Source organism: Streptomyces sp. Ru73, assembly GCF_002920575.1.
GTDB lineage: Bacteria > Actinomycetota > Actinomycetes > Streptomycetales > Streptomycetaceae > Streptomyces.
Map to the genome: position 1 here is coordinate 84,926 of NZ_PQSQ01000016.1, position 23,331 is coordinate 108,256.

The 23,331-nt window shown below is 72.8% G+C and carries 23 protein-coding genes and 1 pseudogene; 10 read left to right on the forward strand and 14 right to left on the reverse strand.

Annotated features, from left to right (window positions below; all coding sequences use genetic code 11):
• The first annotated feature begins 5 nt into the window (after positions 1–5).
• From atpD to C3486_RS10550, 3 genes are all read left to right on the forward strand, one after another.
• Positions 6–1,448, forward strand: a complete 1,443-nt coding sequence (gene atpD, locus C3486_RS10540; protein ID WP_103832355.1) for a F0F1 ATP synthase subunit beta — start codon at positions 6–8, stop codon at positions 1,446–1,448.
• A 109-nt stretch (positions 1,449–1,557) separates the two neighbouring features.
• The gene (locus C3486_RS10545; protein WP_030258514.1) at positions 1,558–1,941 is read left to right on the forward strand and encodes a F0F1 ATP synthase subunit epsilon; all 384 of its coding nucleotides are present in this window, start codon (positions 1,558–1,560) and stop codon (positions 1,939–1,941) included.
• 119 nt (positions 1,942–2,060) lie between these two features.
• On the forward strand, positions 2,061–2,528 hold the full coding sequence (locus C3486_RS10550; RefSeq protein WP_103832356.1) for a DUF2550 domain-containing protein: 468 nt from the start codon (positions 2,061–2,063) through the stop codon (positions 2,526–2,528).
• 65 nt (positions 2,529–2,593) lie between these two features.
• Here the strand turns inward: C3486_RS10550 and C3486_RS10555 are convergent, their stop codons facing one another.
• On the reverse strand, positions 2,594–3,271 hold the full coding sequence (locus C3486_RS10555) for a response regulator transcription factor (RefSeq protein ID WP_103832357.1): 678 nt from the start codon (positions 3,269–3,271) through the stop codon (positions 2,594–2,596).
• Positions 3,268–4,464 (reverse strand): sensor histidine kinase, encoded by a 1,197-nt coding sequence (locus tag C3486_RS10560; protein ID WP_258052697.1) that lies wholly within the window; start codon positions 4,462–4,464, stop codon positions 3,268–3,270. Before C3486_RS10560 ends, C3486_RS10555 begins: the two co-directional genes overlap by 4 nt.
• Before the next feature lie 160 nt (positions 4,465–4,624).
• Here C3486_RS10560 and C3486_RS10565 point away from each other — a divergent pair, with 160 nt between their 5' ends.
• Complete coding sequence (locus C3486_RS10565; RefSeq protein WP_103832359.1) at positions 4,625–5,227, forward strand: hypothetical protein; 603 nt, start codon at positions 4,625–4,627, stop codon at positions 5,225–5,227.
• Positions 5,228–5,368: 141 nt separating this feature from the next.
• On the opposite strand, the gene C3486_RS10575 is transcribed toward C3486_RS10565, so the two are convergent.
• The 3 genes from C3486_RS10575 to C3486_RS10585 are packed head-to-tail and all read right to left on the reverse strand — an operon-like array spanning position 5,369 to position 7,506.
• Positions 5,369–5,941 carry a cob(I)yrinic acid a,c-diamide adenosyltransferase gene (locus C3486_RS10575; protein WP_103832360.1) on the reverse strand — a complete coding sequence of 191 codons (573 nt, stop codon included), beginning with the start codon at positions 5,939–5,941 and terminating at the stop codon, positions 5,369–5,371.
• A gap of 13 nt (positions 5,942–5,954) precedes the next feature.
• Positions 5,955–6,710, reverse strand: coding sequence for an ABC transporter permease (locus C3486_RS10580; protein ID WP_103832361.1), 756 nt, complete (start codon positions 6,708–6,710; stop codon positions 5,955–5,957).
• 13 nt (positions 6,711–6,723) lie between these two features.
• Positions 6,724–7,506 carry an ABC transporter ATP-binding protein gene (locus C3486_RS10585; protein ID WP_103832362.1) on the reverse strand — a complete coding sequence of 261 codons (783 nt, stop codon included), beginning with the start codon at positions 7,504–7,506 and terminating at the stop codon, positions 6,724–6,726.
• Positions 7,507–7,587: 81 nt separating this feature from the next.
• Here C3486_RS10585 and C3486_RS10590 point away from each other — a divergent pair, with 81 nt between their 5' ends.
• The 4 genes from C3486_RS10590 to C3486_RS10605 all read left to right on the forward strand — a co-directional run bounded on the left by C3486_RS10590 (position 7,588) and on the right by C3486_RS10605 (position 12,558).
• Positions 7,588–8,244 carry a TetR/AcrR family transcriptional regulator gene (locus tag C3486_RS10590; RefSeq protein WP_103832363.1) on the forward strand — a complete coding sequence of 219 codons (657 nt, stop codon included), beginning with the start codon at positions 7,588–7,590 and terminating at the stop codon, positions 8,242–8,244.
• Positions 8,245–8,366: 122 nt separating this feature from the next.
• Positions 8,367–9,215, forward strand: a complete 849-nt coding sequence (locus tag C3486_RS10595) for a 3-hydroxyacyl-CoA dehydrogenase family protein (RefSeq protein ID WP_103832364.1) — start codon at positions 8,367–8,369, stop codon at positions 9,213–9,215.
• A gap of 224 nt (positions 9,216–9,439) precedes the next feature.
• Positions 9,440–9,763 carry an STAS domain-containing protein gene (locus C3486_RS10600; RefSeq protein ID WP_103832365.1) on the forward strand — a complete coding sequence of 108 codons (324 nt, stop codon included), beginning with the start codon at positions 9,440–9,442 and terminating at the stop codon, positions 9,761–9,763.
• A 287-nt stretch (positions 9,764–10,050) separates the two neighbouring features.
• Positions 10,051–12,558 (forward strand): AAA family ATPase, encoded by a 2,508-nt coding sequence (locus C3486_RS10605; RefSeq protein WP_103832366.1) that lies wholly within the window; start codon positions 10,051–10,053, stop codon positions 12,556–12,558.
• Between the two features lie 108 nt (positions 12,559–12,666).
• Here C3486_RS10605 and nucS read toward each other — a convergent pair whose 3' ends face one another.
• Entirely contained in the window at positions 12,667–13,329 is a 663-nt protein-coding gene (gene nucS / locus C3486_RS10610; protein ID WP_052865115.1) for an endonuclease NucS, read from the reverse strand.
• 284 nt (positions 13,330–13,613) lie between these two features.
• Between nucS and C3486_RS10615 the strand changes: the two genes are divergently transcribed.
• A complete protein-coding gene (locus C3486_RS10615) occupies positions 13,614–14,006 on the forward strand; it encodes an SCO5389 family protein (protein WP_103832367.1) in 393 nt (130 codons plus the stop codon).
• Between the two features lie 218 nt (positions 14,007–14,224).
• Here the strand turns inward: C3486_RS10615 and C3486_RS10620 are convergent, their stop codons facing one another.
• Complete coding sequence (locus C3486_RS10620) at positions 14,225–15,253, reverse strand: LLM class flavin-dependent oxidoreductase (RefSeq protein ID WP_103832368.1); 1,029 nt, start codon at positions 15,251–15,253, stop codon at positions 14,225–14,227.
• A 190-nt stretch (positions 15,254–15,443) separates the two neighbouring features.
• Between C3486_RS10620 and C3486_RS10625 the strand changes: the two genes are divergently transcribed.
• Positions 15,444–15,761, forward strand: coding sequence for an ATP/GTP-binding protein (locus C3486_RS10625; RefSeq protein WP_103832369.1), 318 nt, complete (start codon positions 15,444–15,446; stop codon positions 15,759–15,761).
• A 68-nt stretch (positions 15,762–15,829) separates the two neighbouring features.
• On the opposite strand, the gene C3486_RS10630 is transcribed toward C3486_RS10625, so the two are convergent.
• The 7 genes and pseudogenes from C3486_RS10630 to C3486_RS10660 all read right to left on the reverse strand — a co-directional run.
• The gene (locus C3486_RS10630; protein ID WP_258052698.1) at positions 15,830–16,894 is read right to left on the reverse strand and encodes an ABC transporter permease subunit; all 1,065 of its coding nucleotides are present in this window, start codon (positions 16,892–16,894) and stop codon (positions 15,830–15,832) included.
• Positions 16,891–18,132, reverse strand: coding sequence for an ABC transporter ATP-binding protein (locus tag C3486_RS10635; RefSeq protein ID WP_103832370.1), 1,242 nt, complete (start codon positions 18,130–18,132; stop codon positions 16,891–16,893). The genes C3486_RS10630 and C3486_RS10635 overlap by 4 nt, the downstream gene beginning before the upstream one ends.
• 97 nt (positions 18,133–18,229) lie before the next feature.
• Positions 18,230–19,120, reverse strand: coding sequence for a hypothetical protein (locus C3486_RS10640; protein ID WP_258052699.1), 891 nt, complete (start codon positions 19,118–19,120; stop codon positions 18,230–18,232).
• Positions 19,117–19,887 carry an ABC transporter permease gene (locus C3486_RS10645; protein WP_181138511.1) on the reverse strand — a complete coding sequence of 257 codons (771 nt, stop codon included), beginning with the start codon at positions 19,885–19,887 and terminating at the stop codon, positions 19,117–19,119. Before C3486_RS10645 ends, C3486_RS10640 begins: the two co-directional genes overlap by 4 nt.
• A 2-nt stretch (positions 19,888–19,889) precedes the next feature.
• Positions 19,890–20,933, reverse strand: coding sequence for an ABC transporter ATP-binding protein (locus C3486_RS10650; RefSeq protein ID WP_103832372.1), 1,044 nt, complete (start codon positions 20,931–20,933; stop codon positions 19,890–19,892).
• Positions 20,934–21,215: 282 nt separating this feature from the next.
• Positions 21,216–22,154 carry a cellulose-binding protein gene (locus C3486_RS10655; protein WP_103832373.1) on the reverse strand — a complete coding sequence of 313 codons (939 nt, stop codon included), beginning with the start codon at positions 22,152–22,154 and terminating at the stop codon, positions 21,216–21,218.
• 114 nt (positions 22,155–22,268) lie between these two features.
• Positions 22,269–23,331 (reverse strand): annotated as a pseudogene (locus tag C3486_RS10660) (hypothetical protein); the annotation flags it as partial.

A 23,331-nucleotide genomic window follows, 5' to 3' on the forward strand; every position in this document is an offset into this window, starting at 1 on the left:
CAACTATGACCACCACTGTTGAGACGGCCACGGCGACGGGCCGCGTCGCGCGGGTCATCGGCCCGGTCGTCGACGTGGAGTTCCCCGTCGACGCGATGCCGGACATCTACAACGCGCTGACCGTCGAGGTCGCCGACCCGGCCGAGGCCGGCGCCAAGAAGACGCTGACCCTCGAGGTCGCCCAGCACCTGGGCGACGGCCTGGTCCGCGCGATCTCGATGCAGCCCACCGACGGTCTGGTCCGCCAGGCCACGGTGACCGACACCGGCACGGGCATCACCGTCCCCGTCGGCGACGTCACCAAGGGCAAGGTGTTCAACACCCTCGGCGAGATCCTCAACAAGCCCGAGGCGGCTTCCGAGGTCACCGAGCGCTGGCCCATCCACCGCAAGGCCCCGACCTTCGACCAGCTCGAGTCCAAGACCGAGATGTTCGAGACCGGCGTCAAGGTCATCGACCTGCTGACCCCGTACGTCAAGGGCGGCAAGATCGGTCTGTTCGGTGGTGCCGGTGTCGGCAAGACCGTTCTGATCCAGGAAATGATCTACCGTGTGGCCAACAACCACGACGGTGTGTCGGTCTTCGCGGGCGTCGGTGAGCGCACCCGTGAGGGCAACGACCTGATCGAGGAGATGACGGACTCCGGCGTCATCGACAAGACCGCGCTGGTCTTCGGCCAGATGGACGAGCCCCCGGGCACCCGTCTGCGGGTCGCGCTGGCCGGTCTGACGATGGCGGAGTACTTCCGTGACGTCCAGAAGCAGGACGTCCTCTTCTTCATCGACAACATCTTCCGGTACACCCAGGCGGGTTCCGAGGTGTCCACCCTGCTGGGCCGCATGCCCTCCGCGGTGGGTTACCAGCCGAACCTGGCGGACGAGATGGGTCTCCTGCAGGAGCGCATCACCTCGACCCGTGGTCACTCGATCACCTCGATGCAGGCGATCTACGTCCCCGCTGACGACCTGACCGACCCGGCGCCGGCGACCACCTTCGCGCACCTGGACGCCACGACCGTTCTGTCGCGTCCGATCTCGGAGAAGGGCATCTACCCGGCGGTGGACCCGCTGGACTCGACGTCCCGCATCCTGGACCCGCGGTACATCACGCAGGAGCACTACGACTGCGCCTCCCGCGTGAAGACGATCCTGCAGAAGTACAAGGACCTGCAGGACATCATCGCGATCCTCGGTATCGACGAGCTGGGCGAAGAGGACAAGCTCGTCGTCCACCGCGCCCGTCGTGTCGAGCGCTTCCTGTCGCAGAACACCCACGTGGCGAAGCAGTTCACCGGTGTCGACGGCTCGGACGTGTCGCTGGACGAGTCCATCGCCGCGTTCAACGCCATCTGCGACGGTGAGTACGACCACTTCCCCGAGCAGGCGTTCTTCATGTGCGGTGGCCTGGAGGACCTCAAGGCCAACGCCAAGGAGCTGGGCGTCTCCTGACCCCGGCTTCCGGTTCCGGGGGCGGCCGTGGCCGCCCCCGGCGCCGACGCCCACTAGTATTTGACCCGACATCTGCTGATCCCGGCAGGTGAAGACCCGAGGAGCCATCGTGGCTGAGCTGCACGTCGAGTTGGTCGCCGCGGACCGTCAGGTCTGGTCCGGCGAGGCCAGCCTGGTCGTCGCGCGCACCTCGTCGGGCGACATCGGCGTCATGCCCGGTCACCAGCCGCTGCTCGGCGTGCTGGAGTCCGGTCCGGTGACGATTCGTACGACCGGCGAAAGCGGGGACGGCACGGTCGTCGCCGCGGTGCACGGCGGCTTCATCTCGTTCGCCGACAACAAGCTTTCTCTGCTCGCGGAGATCGCCGAGCTGTCGGACGAGATCGATGTCCAGCGCGCGGAGCGGGCCTTGGAGCGGGCGAAGTCGGAGGCCGACGCGGCCGCCGAGCGCCGCGCCGATGTCCGGCTGCGTGCGGTGGCGGGCGTTCACTGAACCCCGTCACAGACGAGCTTTACCCTCAGCCGCGGGCTGCGCTGGAGTTCTCCAGAGCGGTCCGCGGCTGAGCCGATGCAGGTGCGTTTCCCGTATTCGAGGCGAGGAGGTCGGTGGAGATGGTCCTCGCTCTGTGTGTGAGTGCCGCGGTCGTCGTCCTGGTACTACTGGGGCTCTTCGTCTTCGGACTGCGCCGGCGGCTGATCCAGCGGTCCGGCGGCACGTTCGACTGCAGCCTGCGCTGGGACGTGCCCGCCGCGGCGGGCGTGACCACGCCGGACGGCGAGCCGAGCGGCAAAGGCTGGATCTACGGCGTGGCCCGGTACAACGGTGACCGCATCGAGTGGTTCCGGGTCTTCTCCTATGCGCCACGCCCGCGGCGCATCCTGGAGCGGGCCTCCATCGAGGTACTGGAGCGGCGCAGCCCGGAGGGCGAGGAGGAGCTCGCCCTGCTCTCGGACTCCATCGTCCTCGCCTGCCGGCACCGGGGCACGCGCCTGGAGCTGGCGATGAGCGAGGACGCGCTCACCGGCTTCCTCGCGTGGCTGGAAGCGGCACCACCCGGACAGAGGGTCAACGTGGCCTGACGACTGTCCGGGTTTCCTGTTTTCCGGGAGCCGTTTCCGCTGAGTGCCGCGGGTCCGGCCCGGTGCTAGGGCTGCTCGCGGCCGAGGCCGAGTTCCTGGGCGAGCACGGCCGCCTGCACCCGGCTGCGCAGCTCCAGCTTGTTCAGCAGCCGGCTGACGTGGGTCTTCACGGTGGCCTCGGCCATGTCCAGGCGGTCCGCGACGGCCGCGTTGGACAGCCCCTCGCCCAGGCAGCCCAGCACCTCGCGCTCGCGCGGCGTGAGCACGTCCAGTACGGCGGTGTCCGGGGCCGGCTCGGCCCGGCGTGGCGCCGCGAACTCCGCGATCAGCCGACGGGTGACGGCGGGCGCGATGATCCCCTCGCCGGCCGCGACCGTACGGACCGCCGCCAGCAGCGTCGCCGCGTCGCTGGTCTTCAGCAGGAACCCGGCGGCGCCCGCGCGCAGCGCCCCGAAGACGTACTCGTCCAGGTCGAACGTGGTCAGCACCAGCACGTCGGCCAGCCCCTGCCCGGTGATCTCCCGGGTGGCCGAGACGCCGTCGAGCCGGGGCATCTGGACGTCCATCAGCACCAGGTCGGGCCGGAGGGCCGCGGCCAGCCGGACCGCCTCCTCGCCGTCGGCCGCCTCCCCGGCCACCTCGATGTCGGGCGCCGAACGCAGGATCAGCACCAGACCGGCGCGTACGGCCGACTGGTCCTCGGCCACCAGCACCCGGATCGGGCGGTCGGTGCGGTCGGTCATCGGGGGTGCTCCTTCTCGTCGTCGGCGGGCAGGGTCGCCCGTACGCGCCACACGTCGCCGTCGGGCGCCGCGTCGAACGTGCCGCGCAGCAGCGCGGCCCGCTCCCGCATGCCGACCAGCCCGGAGCCCGAGCCCGGCGCGCGGGGGCCGGGGCGGCGGCCGTAGGGGCTGGTGACGGTGAGCGAGAGGGCGCCGTCGGCGCGGGCGAGGCGCACGGTCACCTCGCCGGGCGCCGCGTGCTTGAGCGCGTTGGTCACGGACTCCTGGACGATGCGGTACGCGGCGAGCTCGACCGGCGCGGCGAGCGGCGGGCCGCCGGGCGGCCGCTCGTCGGCCAGGGTGAAGGTGAGGCCGCTGCCCGCGCCGTGCCCGCGGGCCCGCTCCAGAAGGGCGTCCAGCGCTTCCAGACTGGGCGTGGCGGCCGGTGCCTCCGCGGCGCCCGCGTCCCGCAGCAGTCCGATGAGACGGCGCATCTCCGCGAGCCCCTGCACGCTGTTCTCGCGGATGACGCCGAGCGCGTCGCCGGTGGCCGCCGGGTCGTCGAGGGACTGGGCCGCTGTGGCGTGGATGGCGATGGCGGAGAGGTGGCCCGCGACCATGTCGTGGAGCTCGCGGGCCATCCGGGCGCGCTCCGCGAGCACCGCCTCCCGGCGGTCCAGCTCGGCCAGCAGCGCGGTCTGCTCGGCGCGCAGCCGGGCGGCCTGTGCGGCCTCTCGGTGGCCGCGGATGAGGACCGCGGTCCAGGCCGGGCCGATCGTGCCGACGCCGACCGCGACGCCGATGAGCAGCGCCTGCGGGTCGCGGAGCAGGGCCACGGGCAGCAGCGTGGCGAGGACGGTGACCAGGACGCAGGCGCGCGGGATGCGGCGGGCAGCGGCCGGGGAGCCGTACATCACGGCCGCGTAGATCACGTCGGTGAACATCAGCACGGTGGCGATCACCGTGCCGGTGAGGACGTCGAGGACCATCGCAGCGACGCCGACGGCCAGCGCGGTGCCGGGTGCGGTGCGGCGCAGCAGCTCGGCGCCGGACATCGCGGCGAGCGCGAGCAGCGCGAGCTGGGCGGGCAGGCCGAACAGCGGCGGGCCGCCGTGGAGTCCCAGGAACCACAGCAGGACGCCGCCGAGCAGGCCGGACGCCGCGATGAGGACGTCGTCGCGGTGCGGGCGTACGGGGGCGGCGGAAGGGCTCACCCTGCCATCCAACACGGCGGTGCCGGTCCGGGCCTCCCTACCGGTGACGATCCGCGGCCGGCGGCGTGTACATCGAAGGATGCAGCCGCGGATCGTCACGGGCGACGACGAAAGGGGCGCGCGGGACGCGGAGGCTGGAGGGGAGCGAAAGGAGCGGACCGTGATCGTGACACTGGTCGTGCTGTGCGAGGTCGCCTTCTGGGTGCTGCTGGTCGTGGGGCTGGCCCTGCGCTATCTGGCGCGGATGCCGCGGACCGGGGCGGCCGTGCTGCTGACGGAGCCGCTGCTGGAGCTGGTCCTGCTCGTGGTGACGGTCATCGACCTGCGCAACGGTGCGCAGGCTGACTGGAAGCACGGCCTGGCCGCGGTCTACATCGGCTTCACGGTCGCCTACGGCCACTACACGATCCGGTGGGCGGACGGGCAGTTCGCGTACCGGTTCGCGGGCGGCCCGAAGCCGCCGGGGCCGGGGTACGGCCGGGCGCGCGCGGTGCACGAGTGGAAGCTGTGGCTGCGCACGGTGGTGATGGGGCTGGTCGCGGCCGGGCTGCTGCAGGCCGCCATCCTGTACGTGGGGGACGGCGACACCGCGTCGCTGCGGATGTGGCAGATCGGCGTGGCCCGCGTCGTGGGCATTCACGGGCTGATCGCCCTCACGTACACGATCTGGCCGAAGCGGCCGAAGAAGGGCGAGCGGGAGCCGGGGCCGGCCGGGACCGGGGACTCCGCGGGGGAGCGGCCCCGGTCCCTGACCAAGCCCTGATCAGCGCTCGCCGCCGGGGACCCAGAGCACGTCGCCCAGCTCCTTGTTCGCCGTTCGCGCGAGGATGCTGTGTCTGTCGGGGGGCGACCCCCGGGCCCCCAGCCGGTGCCGGGGTGCCGGGGGCCGGGTGAGTGAGGGGGCTCAGCGTTCGCCGCCGGGGACCCAGAGCACGTCGCCCAGCTCCTTGTTCGCCGTTCGCGCGAGGATGAAGAGCAGGTCGGAGAGGCGGTTGAGGTAGGTCGCGGTGAGCGTGTTCATGGTCTCGCCGTGCACCTCCAGGGCCGCCCAGGTGGACCGCTCGGCGCGCCGGACGACCGTGCACGCCTGGTGCAGCAGGGCCGCGCCGGGCGTGCCGCCGGGCAGGATGAAGCTGCGCAGCTTCTCCAGCCGCTCCAGGAAGCGGTCGCAGTCCGCCTCCAGCTTGTCGATGTAGCTCTGCTCCACCCGCAGCGGCGGGAACTCCGGGTCGGTCACGACCGGCGTGGACAGGTCGGCGCCCACGTCGAAGAGGTCGTTCTGGACGCGGACGAGGACCTTGACGACCTCCTCGGGCAGGTCGCCGAGGGCGATGGCGGTGCCGATGACGGCGTTGGCCTCGTTGGCGTCGGCGTAGGCCGCGATCCGCAGATCGGTCTTGGCGGTCCGGCTCATGTCGCCCAGGGCGGTGGTGCCCTGGTCGCCGGTGCGGGTGTAGATGCGCGTCAGATTGACCATCCCGCCAGCGTAGTTATGCCCCGGCCTTCCGGAAGACGCGTGTGCCGACCGTCACGGCGAGCGCGGCGAGGCCGAGCGCGACGAGGACGCCGTACAGCATGTGCGCGGTGGCGTACCGGCCCACGTACGCGTCCCGCACCGCGTCCACCAGATAGCGCAGCGGCATGAGGTGGGAGAGCGCGTCCAGCCAGCCGGGGCCCAGCGCCATCGGCAGCATCAGCCCGGAGAGCAGCATGGCCGGCATGGTCAGCGCGTTGATGACCGGCCCGAATTCCTGGGGCGTACGGACCTTCAGCGCCAGCGCGTACGACAGCGACGCGAGCGACACCACCAGCAGCGCGACGAAGCCGAAGCCGATGAGGAGCCCGGTCAGCGGCGCGCGCAGCCCCATGGCCAGCGCGACGAGGACCAGCAGGACGGCCTGGAAGACGAAGAGCAGGGCGTCGCGCAGCACCCGCCCGAGGAGCAGCGCGAGCCGGCTGACCGGGGTGACGCGCATCCGCTCCACCACCCCGTGGTTCTTCTCGATGATGATCGCGAAGCCGCAGAACGAGGCGCCGAACAGGCCGAGTTGGAGCAGCAGGCCCGGCACCAGCACCTGCCAGGAGCTGCCGGCGGAGGCCAGCGGCAGGCCGGTCAGCAGCGGGCCGAAGAAGAGCAGGTAGAGCAGCGGCATCAGGATGCCGAAGAGGATCTGGAACTTCGAGCGCAGGGTCTGGCGAGCGTAGCGCCCGAAGACCAGTGCGGTGTCGGAGAGGGTCGTGGACATCGGGACGGGCTCCTCATACGGAGAGCGGGGCGGGTTTCTCGGGGGCGGGGGAGCGGCCGGTGAGCGCCAGGAAGGCGTCCTGCAGCGAGGCGGCGGCGGAGCCGGCGTACCGCTCCTTGAGCGCGGCGGGCGGGCCCTCGGCGACCACGACGCCGTGGTCGATGACGACGAGCCGGTCGGCGAGCGCGTCGGCCTCGTCGAGGTAGTGGGTGGTCAGCACGACGGTGGTGCCGTGCTCGTCCCGGATGCGGCGGACCAGGTCCCACAGGTCGGCGCGCCGCCCGGGGTCCAGCCCGGTGGTCGGCTCGTCGAGGAAGAGCACCTCGGGCCGGTGGATGAGCCCCATGGCGATGTCGAGCCGGCGCCGCTGGCCGCCCGAGAGCGCCGCGGTCCTGCGGTCCAGCAGCCCCTCCAGGCCCAGGCCGGCGGCGAGCTCGGCGGCGCGCGCCGCGGCGTCGGCCTTGCCGAGCCGGTAGAGCCGCCCCTGGGTGACCAGCTCCTCGCGCACCGAGACGGTCGGGTCGACGCCGCCGGCCTGGGCGACGTACCCGCTGCGCTGCCGTACGCCCGCCGGGTCGCGGGCGAGGTCGCAGCCCGCGACGGTGGCGCTGCCGCCGGTCGGCGCGAGCAGCGTGGTGAGCATCCGCAGGGTCGTGGTCTTGCCGGCACCGTTGGGGCCGAGGAGACCGAGGATCTCGCCGCGCTCGGCGGTGAGGTCGACGGAGCGGACCGCCTCGACGGGGCCGCGCTTGGTGGTGAAGGTCCGGGACAGGCCGGACGCGGTGATGGCGGGCATGACGGCAAGAAAAGCAGAGCCTCACCAATTTTGCAATGGCCCCAAAATTTCAGAGGGTGCAAAGTGGCCTAGGATGGGGCCATGAGTGAGGGGAAGCGGCCGGAAGGGCTCCGCGAGCGCAAGAAGCGGCAGACCCGGCAGTACCTGTCGGACGTCGCCACCGGGCTCTTCCTGGAGCGCGGCTTCGACGCGGTGACCGTCGCGGAGATCGCCGAGGCCTGTGAGGTCTCCGTCAACACCGTGTACAACTACTTCCCCGCCAAGGAGGACCTCTTCTTCGACCGCAGCAAGGGCGTGGTCGACCGGCTCTCCCGGTACGTGCGCGGCCGCCGCGTGGGCGAGTCGGCCGCCGCCGCCGTCCTGCGCGAGCTGCGCGAGGAGGTCGAGGCGGTCTCGCCCAAGGTGGGGCTCATGGCGGGGTACGAACGCTTCATGAAGGTCATCCACGGCTCGGCCGCCCTCAAGGCGCGGCTGTGGTACCTCCAGCAGGAGCAGGCCGAGGACCTGGTGCACACGCTGCGCGAGGAGACCGGCGCCGGCGCCGACGACCTGCTGCCGCTCCTCGTGGCCGGGCAGCTGAACTGGGTGCACAGCACCCTCATGGGCTACATCGGCCGCGCGATGACCGCGGGCGGCACGCCGTCCCAGGTGTCGCGGGACGCGCTCACCCTGATGGACGAGCTGGAGGACCTGCTGAGCGAACGGGTCCTCAACTACGCGGTGCGCGCGGCCGGGTGACCGGTGTGATGTCCGTCATGTGAGACAGGACGCACATCTGCAGGCTCTCCCCACGGTGGCGAACGAGCGCTAACGTCGCCCGCAGGACTTCGTGAAGTACACAGGGTGTGGAGGGTCGTTCAGTGGCAAGGAAGCTCGCCGTCATCGGGGCCGGTCTCATGGGATCCGGCATCGCGCAGGTCTCGGCCCAGGCCGGCTGGGACGTGATCCTCCGGGACGTCACCGACGGCGCGCTGGCCCGCGGCCGCAGCGGCATCGAGGCGTCGTACGAGAAGTTCGTCGCCAAGGGCAAGCTGGAGGCGGCCGCCGCCGAGCAGGCGCTGGCCCGCATCACCACCACCACCGACCTGGAGGCGGCCGCCGACGCCGACATCGTCGTCGAGGCCGTCTTCGAGAAGATCGAGATCAAGCGGGAGATCTTCCAGGCGCTGGACAAGCTGGTCCGGGAGGACGCGGTACTGGCCTCCAACACCTCCGCCATCCCGATCACCAAGATCGCGGCGGCCACCTCGCGGCCCGAGCGGGTCGTGGGCACGCACTTCTTCTCGCCGGTGCCGATGATGCAGCTGTGCGAACTGGTGCGCGGCTACAAGACCAGTGACGAAACGCTCGCCACCGCACGGGAGTTCGCGGAGTCGGTCGGCAAGACGTGTATCGTCGTCAACCGCGATGTGGCCGGTTTCGTCACCACCCGACTGATCTCGGCACTGGTGGTCGAGGCCGCCAAGCTCTACGAGTCCGGCGTGGCCACCGCCGAGGACATCGACACCGCCTGCAAGCTGGGCTTCGGGCACGCGATGGGCCCGCTGGCCACCGCCGACCTCACGGGCGTCGACATCCTCCTGCACGCCACCGAGAACATCTACACCGAATCGCAGGACGAGAAGTTCGCGCCGCCGGAGCTCATGCGCCGCATGGTGGACGCAGGCGATATCGGCCGCAAGAGCGGGCAGGGATTCTACGAGCACTGAGGGTCCGGGCCTGCACGCAGGCGCGGGCCCCGGACGCCCGTGCCTGCGGAACCCCGGCCCGGGTGGCGCCGGGGTTCCCGTACGGGCCGATGCCACACCCGTTCAGCCGTCACTCGGCGGGGTGATTTCGGTATCGGTTCGCTTACAGGCGGCAACTTCGTCGTGTGAGAGGCAGTCAGTTCTGTAGACGCAACATACATTTCGCATCACCACGGGGAGCGCATATGCACATCAAGGGCGACCACGCCGAGCTGGTCGTCGGGGGCCGCCTCGACGTCCGCAGCGCGGCGGACGCCCGTACGGCCTTGCACACCGCCGTCGACTCGGGCCGGGGCGACCTGGTGCTGGACCTGACCGAGCTGGACTCCTGGGACGCCACCGGACTCGGGGTCATCATGGGCGCGCACCGGCGCGCGGGCCGGGTCAACCGCCGGCTCGTGCTGCGCGGCGTGCCGCCCCAGATGCAGCGCCTGCTCGTGGCCACCCGGTTGCATCGCATTCTCGCCATCGAGGGCGGTATCGAAGCGGAGGCACTGCCCCGCGTCTGAGGACCGGACGAGCTGCGCGGAGCCGTGCGGACGCCGAGAAGCGGAAGCCGGAAGCGGTACATACGGCACTGATCCTCACGATTCCGTGACGTACCGGTCAGAGCAGGACCCCGGCGCATCATAGATACTGTCCGAGGCTTAATGTTCGGTTTCGTCGCGACCCGAACGGCCGCGGCGGATACCGGACCAGAAGCGGCGGCCGGGACATTCCGTCCCGGCCGGGTCGGGGAGTGCGGACGGCCGGGAGAGCAGTTCGGCACGGGCACGCATCTGGGGGGCACGATTCCATGGATCCGCACAACGGCCGGCGGCCGGAGGAGCACGGCGCGCAGGAGCACCCTGCCGGCCCGCTTCCGTCCAAGGCCGGCAGTCCGCAGTTCGTGCCGCCGGACGGCCCGGCACGCACCGCCCGGCTGATCACCGGCGACTACCTCCTCACCGTCAACCCCGTCGACGGCAGCGAGATCGTGCCGACCCCGCCGGGCGAGGAACCGGGCACGCCGCAGAAGCAGTCGGCCAAGGAGCGCACCGAGCGGACCCGCGCCACGAGCGCGCCGCCCGTGCCGCCCGGCGGCCTCGCGCACCCCGTGGACCAGCTCCCGCTGCTGGAGCGCCAGGAGGAGACCGAACGGCTCACCCGGCTGCTCACCCGCGGCCGCTCCGTACGCCTCACCGGCCCCGCCGGCGCCGGGCGCACCCGGCTGCTGGACGCGGTCGCCGCCGCCTGCGCCGGCCTCGCGCCCGACGGCGTCGTCCGGCTCTCCGGGTACCGCCGCACGGCCACCGACCTGATGTACGACCTGTTCGCCGCGGTGTACCGCGCGCCGGCGTACCGCCCCGGCCGCCCCGAGCTGCTCACCGCGCTGGCCGGCATCGGCGCCGTGGTCGTCGTGGACGACCTGGAGTTCGGCGGCGAGCCGCTGGAGGAGCTGCTGGCCGCCACGCCCGAGTGCGCCTTCCTGCTCTCGGCCACGCCCGACGTGCCCGCGCCCGCCGCCGCCTCGCACATCGAGGAGGTCTTCGTCTCGGGGCTGGGCCGCGCCGCCTGCCAGGAGCTGCTGGAGCGCGCCGCCGGCCGGCCGCTCACCGAGGAGGAGGCCGCCTGGGCGGGCGACCTCTGGTTCGAGTCCGAGGGGCTGCCGCTGCGCTTCCTGCAGGCCGGCGCTGTCCTGCGGCAGCGCGACCGGCTGACCGCCGGGACACCGGAGGACGCCGCGCCGGACGGTGCGGACGGCAGCACGGAAGCAGGCTCCGACGAGGTACCGCCGCTGCCCGGCATCCCCGAGGCCGGCTCGTTCGCCACGCTGATCGCGGAGGGGCTGGCGCCCACCGCGCAGGACGTGCTGCGGCTGGCCGTCGCCCTCGGCGGCGACCTCCCGCACCCCGCACACCTGCCCGCGCTCTTCAAGGACCCGCGCGCCGACGCCGCCCTCGGCGAGCTGCTGGCCTGCGGACTGATCAGCCCGGCCGGCACCCACTACCGCCTCGCGGCGACGGTGCTGGACCAGCTCACCGCCGCCGGGTACGCCGAGGGCGCGGCCGGCCGCGCGCACGCCGCCGCCCAGCACTACTCCTGGTGGGCCGGGCACCACTCGGTCGCGCCCGAGCGGGCGGCCGCCGAGGCCGACGCGCTGCTCGCCGTGATGGCCCGGCTCACCGCGAGCCGGGAGTCCGGACACGCCAGCGCCGCCGTGCTGCTCGCCCGTACCGCGGCGCCCGCCTTCGCCGCCGCGCTGCAGTGGAACGCCTGGGAGCGCGGCCTCCGGTACGGCCAGGAGGCCGCCAGGATCGCCGGGGAGGTCGGCGAGGAGGCCTACTTCCACCACGAGCTGGGCGTCCTCGCGCTGTGCCTGGGCAACCTGGACAAGGCGCGTGCCGAGCTGGAGGCGTCCATCGGGCTGCGCGGCGCGCTCGCCGACCGGCGCGGCGCCGTCGCGGGACGCCGCGCCCTCGCGCTGGTCGCCGACCGCACCGGCGTCCCGGTCTCGGCCGAGATCACCGCGGCGGCGGCCGGCGAGGAGGTACCGCTCGTCGGGACGGACGAGTCCGCCTCGCCGCCCGGGTCGCCGACCGCGGTCACCACGCCGGTGCCGCGGGTCGACGAGACCGCGGCGACCGTGGTGACCCCCGCGGTCGCCGCCGCCGCCCCGCCGGACCGGGCGAAGAAGAAGCGGCCGGTGTTCACCGGTGCGCGGCGCAATCTGGTCGCGGCCGGCGCGGGCGCCCTGCTGGCCGCCGTCCTCGGCACCATCGTCACGCTCGGCGCCACCTCCGGCAGCGACACCCCCGCCGACAAGGTCAAGTCCGACCAGTCGGCCGAGGAGAGCAAGGACGGCGGCGGGCTGACCGCCGACGAGCCGGGCCACGGCGCCAGCAGCGGCCCGGGCCGCTGGCACGGCGGCACGGGCGGCCGTACGGGCGTCCCCGCCGCCGGCAGCACCCGCTCCGGCGCCCCGGCCACCGGCGACGCGTCCGGCACGCCGGGCAGCACGGCGCCGGGCGACGAGCCCACGGACGGCACGGGGAAGCCCTCGACGCCGACGGACCGGCCGACCGGCAGGCCCACCGGGAAGCCGACCACGGGCAAGCCCACCCACAAGCCGACGAGCCGGCCCACCCAGCCGACGCAGGAGCCGACCACACCGACCGAGGAGCCGACCACGACGGAGCCGACGGAGAAGCCGACCACCGGCGACTCGCAGAGCCCGTCGCAGACCGCGAGCGGCCCGTCGGCCAGCAGCCCGATGAGCGCGGGCCCGTCCGGCACCGCCGCTCAGGACGAGCCGACGGCCTGACGAGCGCCGTACCGCACGACGGCCCGCCCGCGAGAGAGCGCGGGCGGGCCGTTGCGTACGGAAGGAAGGGGGACACGGGCACGGGCTGCCGGGCCGTGCCGCGGGACGTCAGAACAGCCGCAGCTTGTCGTCCTCGATGCCGCGCAGCGCGTCGTAGTCCAGGACGACGCAGCCGATGCCGCGGTCGGTGGCCAGCACCCGCGCCTGCGGCTTGATCTCCTGCGCGGCGAACACGCCCTTCACCGGGGCGAGATGCGGGTCGCGGTTGAGGAGTTCGAGGTAACGGGTCAGCTGCTCGACACCGTCGATCTCGCCGCGCCGCTTGATCTCCACGGCGACGGTCCCGCCGTCCGCATCGCGGCACAGGATGTCCACCGGGCCGATCGCGGTGGGGTATTCACGCCGAATCAGGGAGTACCCCTCGCCGAGGGTGTCGATCCGGTCGGCGAGCAGTTCCTGCAGGTGGGCCTCGACGCCGTCCTTGATGAGGCCCGGGTCCACACCCAGCTCGTGGGAGGAGTCGTGCATGATCTCCTCCATCGTGATGATCAGCTTCTCGCCGGCCTTGTTCTCCACGGTCCACACGTCACCGTCGCCGCCCTTGAGGGTGCACGGCGGAGACATCCAGTTCAGCGGTTTGTAGGCCCTGTCGTCAGCGTGGATGGACACACTGCCGTCTGCCTTGACCAGGATCAGACGGGGGGCGGAGGGCAGGTGGGCGGTGAGCCGGCCGGCGTAGTCCACGGAGCAACGGGCGATGACGAGACGCATGGTGCTCCACGCTACTCGACGCCGGGCGGTGTGCGCGATTCGCCCGTACCCACCCACCCGGAACGCCCGCGGGGCGGCGTACCGGGTGCGCACGCGACGTTGCGGCCGAAACCCCCGCAGCTCCGGCGGACTCCTGTGGCCGGTTGTGTGCCCAATCTCCTGGTGCGGGCAAGAAAGGCGGAATACCGTTGACGCGGGGGGTCGTGACGCGGACACGCTGCGTGGCGATCCCTCGCCCTATCCCTGAGGCTCCGCCCCTTATGGAGCCGCGAGAGGAGAACCTCATGTCGCTCGACGTCTCACCGGCCCTCCTCGAACAGGCCGAGCGAGGCGAGGTCGACGAAGCCGCATTTGTCGACTGCGTCCGGACCTCCCTGCCCTACGCATGGGAGATGATCAGCTCGCTGGTGGCCCGGCTGAAGGTGGACGGTGGAGAGTTCGCCGACAACCAGACCCCGCCGCCCGACGAGCAGGCGCGCGGCCAACTGCTGCGAGCGCTGGCGAGTGACGCGATACGCGGGTCGCTTGAGCGCCACTTCGGCGTGCGACTGGCGTTCCAGAACTGTCACCGGGTCGCGGTCTTCCCGCTCGACCCGGCGGCGGACGACCGGCTGGCCCGCTTCACCTCCGTGCGGGGCCAGTTGCTGAACCAGTCGCCGGAACTGCGCGACTGCTGACCGGAGTTGCCGTCGCTCCGTGCGTGGGATGTGGCGCCCGGCGCCAGTACGCGAGCGACGGCATTGGACCACGGTCCGCCGGCGGGGCCACCCGGCCCCGCCGGCGGGCGGGCCGCCCACCGGGCACATGAAGGATCTCTCCGGACCCCCCGGCCCCTGGGGTCCTCTCGCTCTGCTCCGCCTCCCTCACTCCGCAACCGTGCCGCGCGGCGGTGCGCTCAGGGCAGCACCGGCAGGACCTCTTTGCCCAGCCGGCGGATGTTCTCCTCCGTAGCGGCCAGGTCGCCGGAGCCCTCCACCAGCAGCGCATGGCGCCGGATGCCCGTCTTCTCCGCCGTCTCGGCGAGCCGGTCGGCGCAGTTCTCCGGCGTCCCCACCGGATGCAGGCCGCACAGCAGCTCCGTATAGGCCAGCGGGTCCCGCATGGCGCGGTACCGGCCGTCGACCGTGACGTGGGCCGCGAGCCCCTGGCGCAGCCAGCCGGGCATCGACTTCAGCAGGACCTCGCGGGCGTCCTGCCGGGTGTCGGCGATCTGCACCACACCCGCCGAGACGTGCGCGGCCGCCGCGACCTCGTCCGGATCTCGCCCCGCCGCCAGCGCCGCACGCCGCCAGCAGGCGACCATCTCGGCCTTTTCCTCGTCCGCCGCGTGCATCCCCAGCAGCATCGGCAGGCCGCGCTCGGCCGCCAGCCGCACCGAACCGGCGGAGGTGCAGGCCACCACCACCGGCGGGCCGTCCCGGCCGGCCGGCTCCTCGCCGGGCCGCGGCACCACCGCCACGTCCCGGAAGGCGTACCGCGCCCCGTCGGCCCCGACCCGCGGCTCGCGCAGCCAGCGCAGCAGCAGGTCCAGCGACTCCGGGAAACCCTCCTCGTACGCCGCGAGGCCGGCCCCGAAGACCTCCAGGTCCACCCACGGACCGCCCCGCCCGACACCGAGCGTGAACCGCCCGCCGGACGTCAGGTGCAGCAGTGCCGCCTGCTCACCGACCGCGACCGGATGGGCGGTCGGCAGGACGCTGACGGCGGTGCCGACGCCGATGCGGTGCGTACGCCCCAGCAGCTGCGCGGCCAGTGTCACGGCCGACGGGCAGATCCCGTACGGCACGAAGTGGTGCTCGGCCACCCAGACGTCGTCGAGCCCGGCCTCCTCGGCCACCTCGGCGGACCGGACGGCCCTGTGCAGTGTTTCCCCCTCGCCCTGGCCCGGGAACTGGGCGGCCAGGATGAAAGCCCCAACGCGCATCGCTCTTCTGCCTCCTCGCAGCCGACGCGACATCCCCCTTACAGGCAACAACGGCTGACACGTGCCAAAGGCACGGCTCCCGGCGAAGTTTCCTGATGATCGCAGCATTGCGACAGGGGGTCCGGGACGCCGGCCGTGCACCGTAGGCTGGTGACAGGCCGTTACTCCCCCGAGAAGTCCGAGGTGCCCAGTGTCCCCCCGTCGAAACCGTCCCCGCGGCGGTGAGAAGCCCGCGGAGCGTGCGGGCGGCAGTCGTTTCGGCCTGGACGGAACGGAGGAGTGGCGCGGCGAGGAGTGGTACGTCCGCCGGATCAGCGGCGGCGCGGCGGCCAAGCACTACCGCTGCCCGGGCTGTGACCAGGAGATTCCGCCCGGTGTGCCGCACGTGGTGGCCTGGCAGCGGTACAGCGACGGGGACGACCGCAGACACTGGCACTCGGCCTGCTGGAACGCACGGGACCGCCGGAGCGCCCGGCTCCAGCGGTCCCGTAACGCGCCCAGATACTGACGCCGGACGCGGCGTTTTCCGGCCTCCCTCGGCCGCCGGCCCCGCAGCGGGGCCTTTTCGGTGCGGGCCTACACGTCCCGCTGGTTCAGCGCCACGAAGGCGCCGCCGAGCACGACGGCCGTCAGCCCGGTCATGATCCACAGCGGCTCCCAGCCCGACGGGCCGGAGTCCGCGACCGCGTTGCTGTACATCACCCCGAGCTGGCTGGGGATGGAGTACTCGAACAGCCACTCCCGCAGGTCGGCCAGGCTCTCCGCCATCATGAACAGCGCCAGCACCAGCGGCAGCAGCACCAGGCCGATCATGATGGTGATGGCGCCGGCCGAGTGCCGCAGCAGCGCGCCCACGCCCAGCGCGAGCAGCCCGATCATCGCCACGTAGAGGCTGACGCCGACCGTCGCCTTGAACCACTCGGCACCGCTCGGCGTGGCGCCGCCCTGGCCGCTGAGCATGCCGTTCAGCAGCAGCGCCACGACGGCCGTGGTGACGGCGGTGACCACGAAGGACAGCAGGAAGAAGACGATCGCCTTCGCGGCGAGCACCCGCGCCCGGCCGGGGCAGGCGGTCAGCGTCGTACGGATCATGCCGGTGCCGTACTCGGAGGAGACGCACAGCACACCGAGGGTGATCACGCACATCAGGCCGAGCAGCATGCCGAACATGCCGAAGCCGAGCGGCGAAGCGCCGCGCAGGTCGGTGCCGCTCGCGGAGATGCCGACGCCGGTGAGCGTGCCGACGCCGACGACGAGGACGACCATCACGCCGAGCGTCCACACCGTGGAGCGGACCGACTTGATCTTCGTCCACTCCGAGGCCAGCGCGTTGCCGAGGTGCGCGCGCCGGACCGGGATGGGCGAGACGTAACCGGACCCGGGCAGCCGGGTCTGCTGGTTGTGCGGGGGAGCGGCGGCGTACGGGGCGGGGTGCGGCTGCCCGGGCACGGGCGCCTGCTGGTGCTGTGCTTGCTGGTGCTGCTGCGGCGCCTGGTGCTGCGGCTGGGCCTGAGCCTGCTGCTGGGGCTGCGGCTGCCGGGCGTCCCGCGCGCCGACGGCGTTCAGCATCATCGTGCCCTCGTCCTGGCGGGGCGGTACGTCCTGGCGCGGCGGCTGCTGCGGCTGCTCGGGGGTGGTCATCGGGCGTCCTCGCTGTGCTGCTCGGTCGGGTCGGCGGGGGCGGCGTGCTGCGGCGCGGGCGGCGGCCCGGCGGGCGCCTGCTGCTGCGGCGGGTGCGGTGCCTGCGCCTGGGGCGGCGCCGGGGGCGCGCCGTACGGGCCGGGCGCACCCTGCGGGTGGCCGCCGGCGAACGGCCCGGGCTGTCCCGCGTACGGCCCCGGCGCCCCGGCCTGCGGGCCGCCGGGCGCGGCGTACGGATCACCCGCGTACCCCTGCGGCGGCAGCCCGCCCGGCTGCGCGACGGCCTGCGGCGGCACCTGGCCGTGCGGGACCTGCAGCGGGACCGCCGAGCGGTAGTCCACCGCGCTCTGTGTCAGCTGCATGTACGCCTCCTCCAGGGAGGCCTGGTGCGGCGAGAGCTCCCAGAGCCGGACGTCCGCCTCGTGCGCCAGGTCGCTGATCCGCGGCAGCGGCAGCCCGGTCACCCGCAGCGCGCCGTCCGGTTCGGGCTGGACCTGGCCGCCGGCGCCGCTCAGCACGGAGGCCAGCTTCTCGGCCAGGCCCGGCTCGGTGTCGGGCGTGCGGACCCGCGCGAACCCGGCGGAGTTGGCCGCGATGAAGTCCTTGACGTTCATGTCGGCGAGCAGCTGGCCGCGGCCGATCACGATCAGGTGCTCGGCGGTCAGCGCCATCTCGCTCATCAGATGGGAGGAGACGAAGACCGTGCGGCCCTCCGACGCGAGCTGCTTCATGAGGTTGCGCACCCAGAGGATGCCCTCCGGGTCGAGGCCGTTGACCGGCTCGTCGAAGAGCAGCACCTGCGGGTCGCCGAGCAGCGCGGCCGCGATGCCGAGGCGCTGGCCCATGCCCAGCGAGAAGCCCTTGGACCGCTTCCTCGCCACGTCCTGCAGCCCGACCAGGCCGAGCACCTCGTCCACCCGGCGGGCCGGGATGCCGGAGAGCTGGGCCAGCGACAGCAGGTGCTGGCGGGCGCTGCGGCCGCCGTGCACGGCCTTCGCGTCGAGCAGCGCGCCCACCTGGCGGGGCGCGTTCGGCAGCTTGCGGAAGGGGTGGCCGCCGATCGTCACGTGCCCGGCCGTCGGGGTGTCCAGCCCCAGGATCATGCGCATCGTCGTGGACTTCCCGGACCCGTTGGGCCCCAGGAAGCCGGTCACGGTGCCCGGCCGTACCTGGAACGACAGGTTGTGCACGGCCGTCTTGGCGCCGTAGCGCTTCGTCAGGCCGACTGCCTCGATCATTCTCCGCCCCTCGCGAGATGGTGTGGGGCACGGCATGCCGAAGTGACCTCATGCCCCCGTGAGGGTTAGGAGGCTATCGAGCCATTGACGGTTCCACTCAATCCCCGCGTGTCGGTGACCCACGAAGTCCCGCACCGCCTCCGATGGGCGGAAGGTCGTCGTACGTCAGGACCTCCGCGTCATCGTCCACATACGGGGTGAAATCCGGCTGCGGCAGCACCCGGCCCTCCGCGCGGAACACCTGCCGGGCCTCGGCCCGCACCGCGCCGTCCGCCGCCGCCCGCCGCACCCATGCGCGCGGGTCGGGCCCGAGGAGCCGCCGCAGCGCCGCCGAACCGGCCAGCAGCGCGGCGAGCAGCGCCGGCTGCGCCACGGCGGGCCACGGCCGGCCGTCGGGCCCGGCGAGCACGCCGTACCGGCTCACGTAGAGGTAAGCGCCGCCCAGCCGCTCCCCGGACGGCAGCGTCATCGGGAACCGGTCGCCGGGCAGCAGGACGCGGTGGTACCGGGCCTCGGTGGCGTCCACCACCGCCAGCTGCGCCTCGTCCAGCCAGCCCGCCACCAGCGTCACCTCGGAGCCCGGGTCGGCGAAGGGCGCGGCGGCCACGTAACCCGGCGTCGCGATGTGCGCCGAGCTGCCCACGCCGATGCCCCGGACGCGCACCGGGACCATGGGCACGGCCGCCGGGACGCCCTGCCGGGCGAGCTTGTAGGACATCTGGGCGGGGGAGGCGTTGGAGCCGACGGCGAGCACCGGGTGACGCCGCCCGGTGGGCGGCAGGCCGCGTTCGCGCAGCGCGTCGTCGAGCGTCCGGTCGGGGTCGGTGCCCAGCCGCCAGCCGCCGGTCCGGTGCGGCCCGGGGACCGCGGTGAGCGGCAGCAGCGTCTCGCCGCACAGCAGCGCGGGCTCCGCCACCGGCCGCCCCGGGTAGCTGAGCGGTTCCAGGGCCGGCACGGCGCCGAGGCCGGCGGCCCGTACGGGGCTCATGCGTCCCGCCGCTTGAGCAGGAGGTAGCCGCCGGCCAGCGCGGCGACGACCCAGAGGGCCATGATGCCGAGCCCGGCCCACGGCCCGTACGGCAGGTCGTCGGTGGCCACCACCTTCATCACCCGCTGGCCCGCCTGGTCGGGGAGGTAGCGGCCGATCTTCCGGGTGGCCGAGACGGTGCCCAGGATGTTGGAGATCAGGAAGAAGAACGGCATCAGGATGCCCAGCGAGAGCATCGGGCTGCGCAGCATCGCCGCCACGCCCATGGAGAACAGCGTGATCAGCGTCATGTAGAGCGCGCCGCCGAAGACGGCCCGCAGTACGCCCGGATCGCCCAGCGCCACCCGCAGGTCGGGCCCGAGCATGGCCTGGCCGACGAAGAAGGTGAGGAAGCTCGTCACCAGCGACACCACGAACGCGAGCACGGTGGCCACCGCGAGCTTGCTGAAGAGGAAGGTGCCGCGCTGGGGCACGGCCGCGAGGGACGTGCGGATCATGCCGGTGCTGTACTCGCCCCCGACCACCAGCACCCCGAAGACGATCAGCGCCAGCTGGCCCAGGCCCATCCCGGCGAACGCCGTGCTCGTGGCGTCGAAGGCGATGCGCTCGCGCGCCGGCATGGAGCCGAAGTCGTTCTTGACGAGCAGACAGATCAGCGCGCCCAGCACGACCGTGACGACCACGGCGATGCCGAGCGTCCACACGGTGGAGCGCACCGATCTGATCTTGGTCCATTCCGAACCGACGACCTGGGAGACCACCGCCATCGTCAGCGCCCCTTCTTCCGCTGCCAGTCGGCGCCCCAGCCGCCCGCGGCACCCGGTGGCGCGCCGGGTTCGGGGGCCGGTCCGGCACCCGGCTGCGGGGCGGACCCCGCGGGGGCGGCGGTGGCTGCGGGGCCCGTCGTGTCCGAGTGCGCGTGGTACTCCACCGACTCCGCGGTGAGCTGCATGAACGCCTCCTCCAGTGACGCCTGCTGCGGGCTGAGTTCGTGCAGCACGAGGCCGTGCTCGGCGGCCAGCTCGCCCAACTGGTCCGCGCTCACTCCGTCGATCTCCAGCGCCCCGTCCCTGGCCGGCGCGACGGTGTGTCCGGCCGCCGCCAGCACGTCCCGCAGCCGCTCGTGCTCCGGCGAACGCATCCGTACGTAGCTGCGCGAGTTGCGCCGGATGAAGTCGGCCATCGAGGTGTCGGCGAGCAGCCGGCCCTGCCCGATGACGACGAGGTGGTCGGCGGTCAGCGCCATCTCGCTCATCAGGTGCGAGGAGACGAAGACCGTACGGCCCTGGGCAGCGAGGCTCTTCATGAGGTTGCGGATCCAGTGGATGCCCTCGGGGTCGAGACCGTTGACCGGCTCGTCGAACATCAGGATCCGCGGGTCGCCGAGCAGCGCGGCGGCGATGCCCAGCCGCTGGCCCATGCCGAGCGAGAACCCCTTGGCGCGCTTCTTGGCGACGGCGGTCAGGCCGACGGTGTCCAGCGCCTGGTGGACGCGGGCGCGCGGGATGCCGTTGCTCTGCGCCAGGCAGAGCAGGTGGTGGTACGCGCTGCGGCCGCCGTGCATCGCCTTGGCGTCCAGCAGCGCGCCGATGTACTTCAGCGGGTCCTTCAGCTGCCGGTAGTGCTTGCCGTCGATGCGGACCGTGCCGGCGGTGGGGTGGTCCAGGTCGAGCATCATCCGCATGGTGGTGGACTTCCCGGCCCCATTGGGTCCGAGGAAGCCGGTGATGATGCCGGGCCGGACGGTGAAGGTCAGCCGGTCGACGGCCAGCTTCTCGCCGTACCGCTTCGTCAGCCCGTCAATCTCGATCATGCGGCCACGGTAGGGGCGCCAGGGCTCCACCGCCGCCTGAATACACCCATTTCAGCCTGTCTGGGGGTACCTCCCAGCGGTAGCCGGGGGAGCTCGAGGACGAGCGGCCAAAAACAAGCCCGTCCGGCGCTTGAGGACGAGCGGCCGCCAGGCCGCGATACGGCCCGCACGGGTACGAATCCCCCACCGTACGAGTCACCGCACCGTACGAGTCACCGCACCCGGACACACCACTGCCCCGCACCGCACAACGCGGCACGGGGCAGTCGGTCGACGGCAGGGTCAGCGACCCTGCTGAGCCGGCACCCCGCGGGAGGAGGACTCCTCCTCGCCCGGGTTGCCGGCGGCGGCCACCGCCGCACCGGTCAGCGTCGCGAGCATCTCGCGGACGTTGGTGAGCTGGGCGTTGATGGAGTCGCGACGGTTCGTCAGAGCCGCCAGCTCGCGCTCGGACTCGCTGCGGATACGGTCCGCCTTGGCGTTCGCGTCGGCCACGATGTCCTCGGCCTGGCGCTGCGCGGTCTCCACCGTCTGGCGGGCCCGGCGCTCGGCGTCCGTACGCAGCTTCTCGGCCTCCAGGCGGAGCTGCTCGGCGCGGTGCTCGATCTCCGCGAGCCGCTTCTCGGCCTTGGCCTGGCGTGAGGCGAGGTCCCGCTCGGACTGCTCGCGGCGCTTGGCGAGGTTGGTCTCGAAGTCGGCGGCGGCCTGGGCGGCCTTCGCGCGGGTCTCCTCGAAGAGGGAGTCCGCCTCCTCGCGCTTGGACTGCGCGTCCTTCTGCGCCTCGGCCCGCAGGGACTGGGCCTCGCCCTTGGCCTTCTCGACGATCCGGGCGCCCTCGTCCTCCGCCTTGGCCTTGCGCTCGGCGGCGAACTGCTCGGCGTCGTTGCGGACCTGCTGGGCGGCGGACTCGGCGAGCTCGCGGTGCTGCTCGGCGGCCCGGCGCGCCTCCTCGCGCAGGTCCTTGGCCTCCTCCTCGGCGAGACGGAGGATCTTCTCGACCCGGGCACCGAGGCCCGCGTAGGACGGCTCGGCGTCGTTGACCTGGGCCTGGGCGTTCTGCGTTTCGAGGTGGAGCTCCTCGATGCGCTTCTCCAGCGAGGTGATACGGGCCAGCGCGCTGTCGCGGTCGGCGACGAGCTTCGTAATGCGGTCGTCGACCTGACCGCGGTCGTACCCACGCCGCACGAGCTCGAAACCGAAGGGGGAGGAAGTGTCGCTCATGGGGTTCCTGTCGAAAGAGACCGGTGAGGTGATAAGGGGAATCCTAGGGGCCCGAGCGGCGTGTCATCGAGTCATTGACCGTTTGAAGTGGAGAATAGACCCTCATTTGAGTGGCTAACCATCAGACTGCTTGCCACCCGAACGAGTTGCCCCCGCGCCCGCCGCGGCCTTGACGCCCCCTGATCCGGAACCCTGCGACGAGCCGCCCTTGCCGCTCCCGCCGCCCGGCGACTCGAACGACTCCAGCGCCTCCAGGACGTCCTGGACCCGCGAGATCTCGGTGTTGATGTCCTCCCGGCGGCGGACCAGCACCTCCAGCTCGCGCTTCCCGTCGTCCACGATCCGCTGGGCCTCCTGCTCGGCCTCCGCGCGCAGCGCCTCCGCCTCCCGCACGGCCTGCGCCTTCTTCTGCTCGGCCTCCTTGATCAGCCCCTCGGCCTTCTTCACCGCCGCGATGCGGACCTTGCTGGCCTCGCTGCTCGCGTCCGACAGCGTCTGCTTGGCCTTCTCCTCGGCCTCCACCCGCTGCGCCTCGGCCTGCGCGATGAGCTTGTCGACCCGCTCGCCCGCGGTCCGCAGCGCCTCGGACGACTCCCGGCGGGCCCGCTCGTGCAGCTCCTCGACCTCGGCCTCGATACGGGCCCGCAGCTCCTCGGCGCGCTCCCGGATCGCGGTCGCGTCCCCGCGCGCCTCGCTGAGCAGCGTGTCGGCGTCCGTACGGGACTTCTCCACCCGTGCGTTGCCCTCGGCGGTGGCCTCCGCGACGATCCGCTCGGCCTCCTTGCGGGCAGCGCCGACCATCGTGTCGGCCTGCTCCTCGGCCGCCGTGGCCGCCTTCAGCGCCTCCTCCTGCGCCTTGGCGACCAGCTGGTCGGCCTGCTCGGCGGCGTCGGCGCGCCGCTTGGCGGCGTCCTTGCGCGCCTCGTCGAGCGTGCGCTCGGCCTCCTCCAGCGCCTCGTTGCGGAACCGCTCGGCCTCGGCCTCGGCGTCCGCCTTGACCTGGTCGGCCTCGGTCCGCGTGCGCTGCGCGTGCTGCTGCGCCGAGGTGACCGTCTCCGCGGCCTCGGCCCGCATCCGGTCCGCCTCCGCCGTCGCCTCGGCGAGCATCCGGTCGGCCTGCTCGCGGGCGTCGGCCCGGGTGCGGTCCGCCTCGCGCTCCGCCGCGGCGGTGTTCTCC

Coding starts and splice junctions, on each gene's coding strand:
- atpD (WP_103832355.1), top strand. CDS start 6: ATGACCACCACTGTTGAGACGGCCACGGCGACGGGCCGCGTCGCGCGG.
- C3486_RS10550 (WP_103832356.1), top strand. CDS start 2,061: ATGGTCCTCGCTCTGTGTGTGAGTGCCGCGGTCGTCGTCCTGGTACTA.
- C3486_RS10555 (WP_103832357.1), bottom strand. CDS start 3,271: ATGACCGACCGCACCGACCGCCCGATCCGGGTGCTGGTGGCCGAGGAC.
- C3486_RS10575 (WP_103832360.1), bottom strand. CDS start 5,941: ATGGTCAATCTGACGCGCATCTACACCCGCACCGGCGACCAGGGCACC.
- C3486_RS10580 (WP_103832361.1), bottom strand. CDS start 6,710: ATGTCCACGACCCTCTCCGACACCGCACTGGTCTTCGGGCGCTACGCT.
- C3486_RS10585 (WP_103832362.1), bottom strand. CDS start 7,506: ATGCCCGCCATCACCGCGTCCGGCCTGTCCCGGACCTTCACCACCAAG.
- C3486_RS10590 (WP_103832363.1), top strand. CDS start 7,588: ATGAGTGAGGGGAAGCGGCCGGAAGGGCTCCGCGAGCGCAAGAAGCGG.
- C3486_RS10600 (WP_103832365.1), top strand. CDS start 9,440: ATGCACATCAAGGGCGACCACGCCGAGCTGGTCGTCGGGGGCCGCCTC.
- C3486_RS10605 (WP_103832366.1), top strand. CDS start 10,051: ATGGATCCGCACAACGGCCGGCGGCCGGAGGAGCACGGCGCGCAGGAG.
- nucS (WP_052865115.1), bottom strand. CDS start 13,329: ATGCGTCTCGTCATCGCCCGTTGCTCCGTGGACTACGCCGGCCGGCTC.
- C3486_RS10615 (WP_103832367.1), top strand. CDS start 13,614: ATGTCGCTCGACGTCTCACCGGCCCTCCTCGAACAGGCCGAGCGAGGC.
- C3486_RS10620 (WP_103832368.1), bottom strand. CDS start 15,253: ATGCGCGTTGGGGCTTTCATCCTGGCCGCCCAGTTCCCGGGCCAGGGC.
- C3486_RS10630 (WP_258052698.1), bottom strand. CDS start 16,894: ATGACCACCCCCGAGCAGCCGCAGCAGCCGCCGCGCCAGGACGTACCG.
- C3486_RS10635 (WP_103832370.1), bottom strand. CDS start 18,132: ATGATCGAGGCAGTCGGCCTGACGAAGCGCTACGGCGCCAAGACGGCC.
- C3486_RS10640 (WP_258052699.1), bottom strand. CDS start 19,120: ATGAGCCCCGTACGGGCCGCCGGCCTCGGCGCCGTGCCGGCCCTGGAA.
- C3486_RS10645 (WP_181138511.1), bottom strand. CDS start 19,887: ATGGCGGTGGTCTCCCAGGTCGTCGGTTCGGAATGGACCAAGATCAGA.
- C3486_RS10650 (WP_103832372.1), bottom strand. CDS start 20,933: ATGATCGAGATTGACGGGCTGACGAAGCGGTACGGCGAGAAGCTGGCC.
- C3486_RS10655 (WP_103832373.1), bottom strand. CDS start 22,154: ATGAGCGACACTTCCTCCCCCTTCGGTTTCGAGCTCGTGCGGCGTGGG.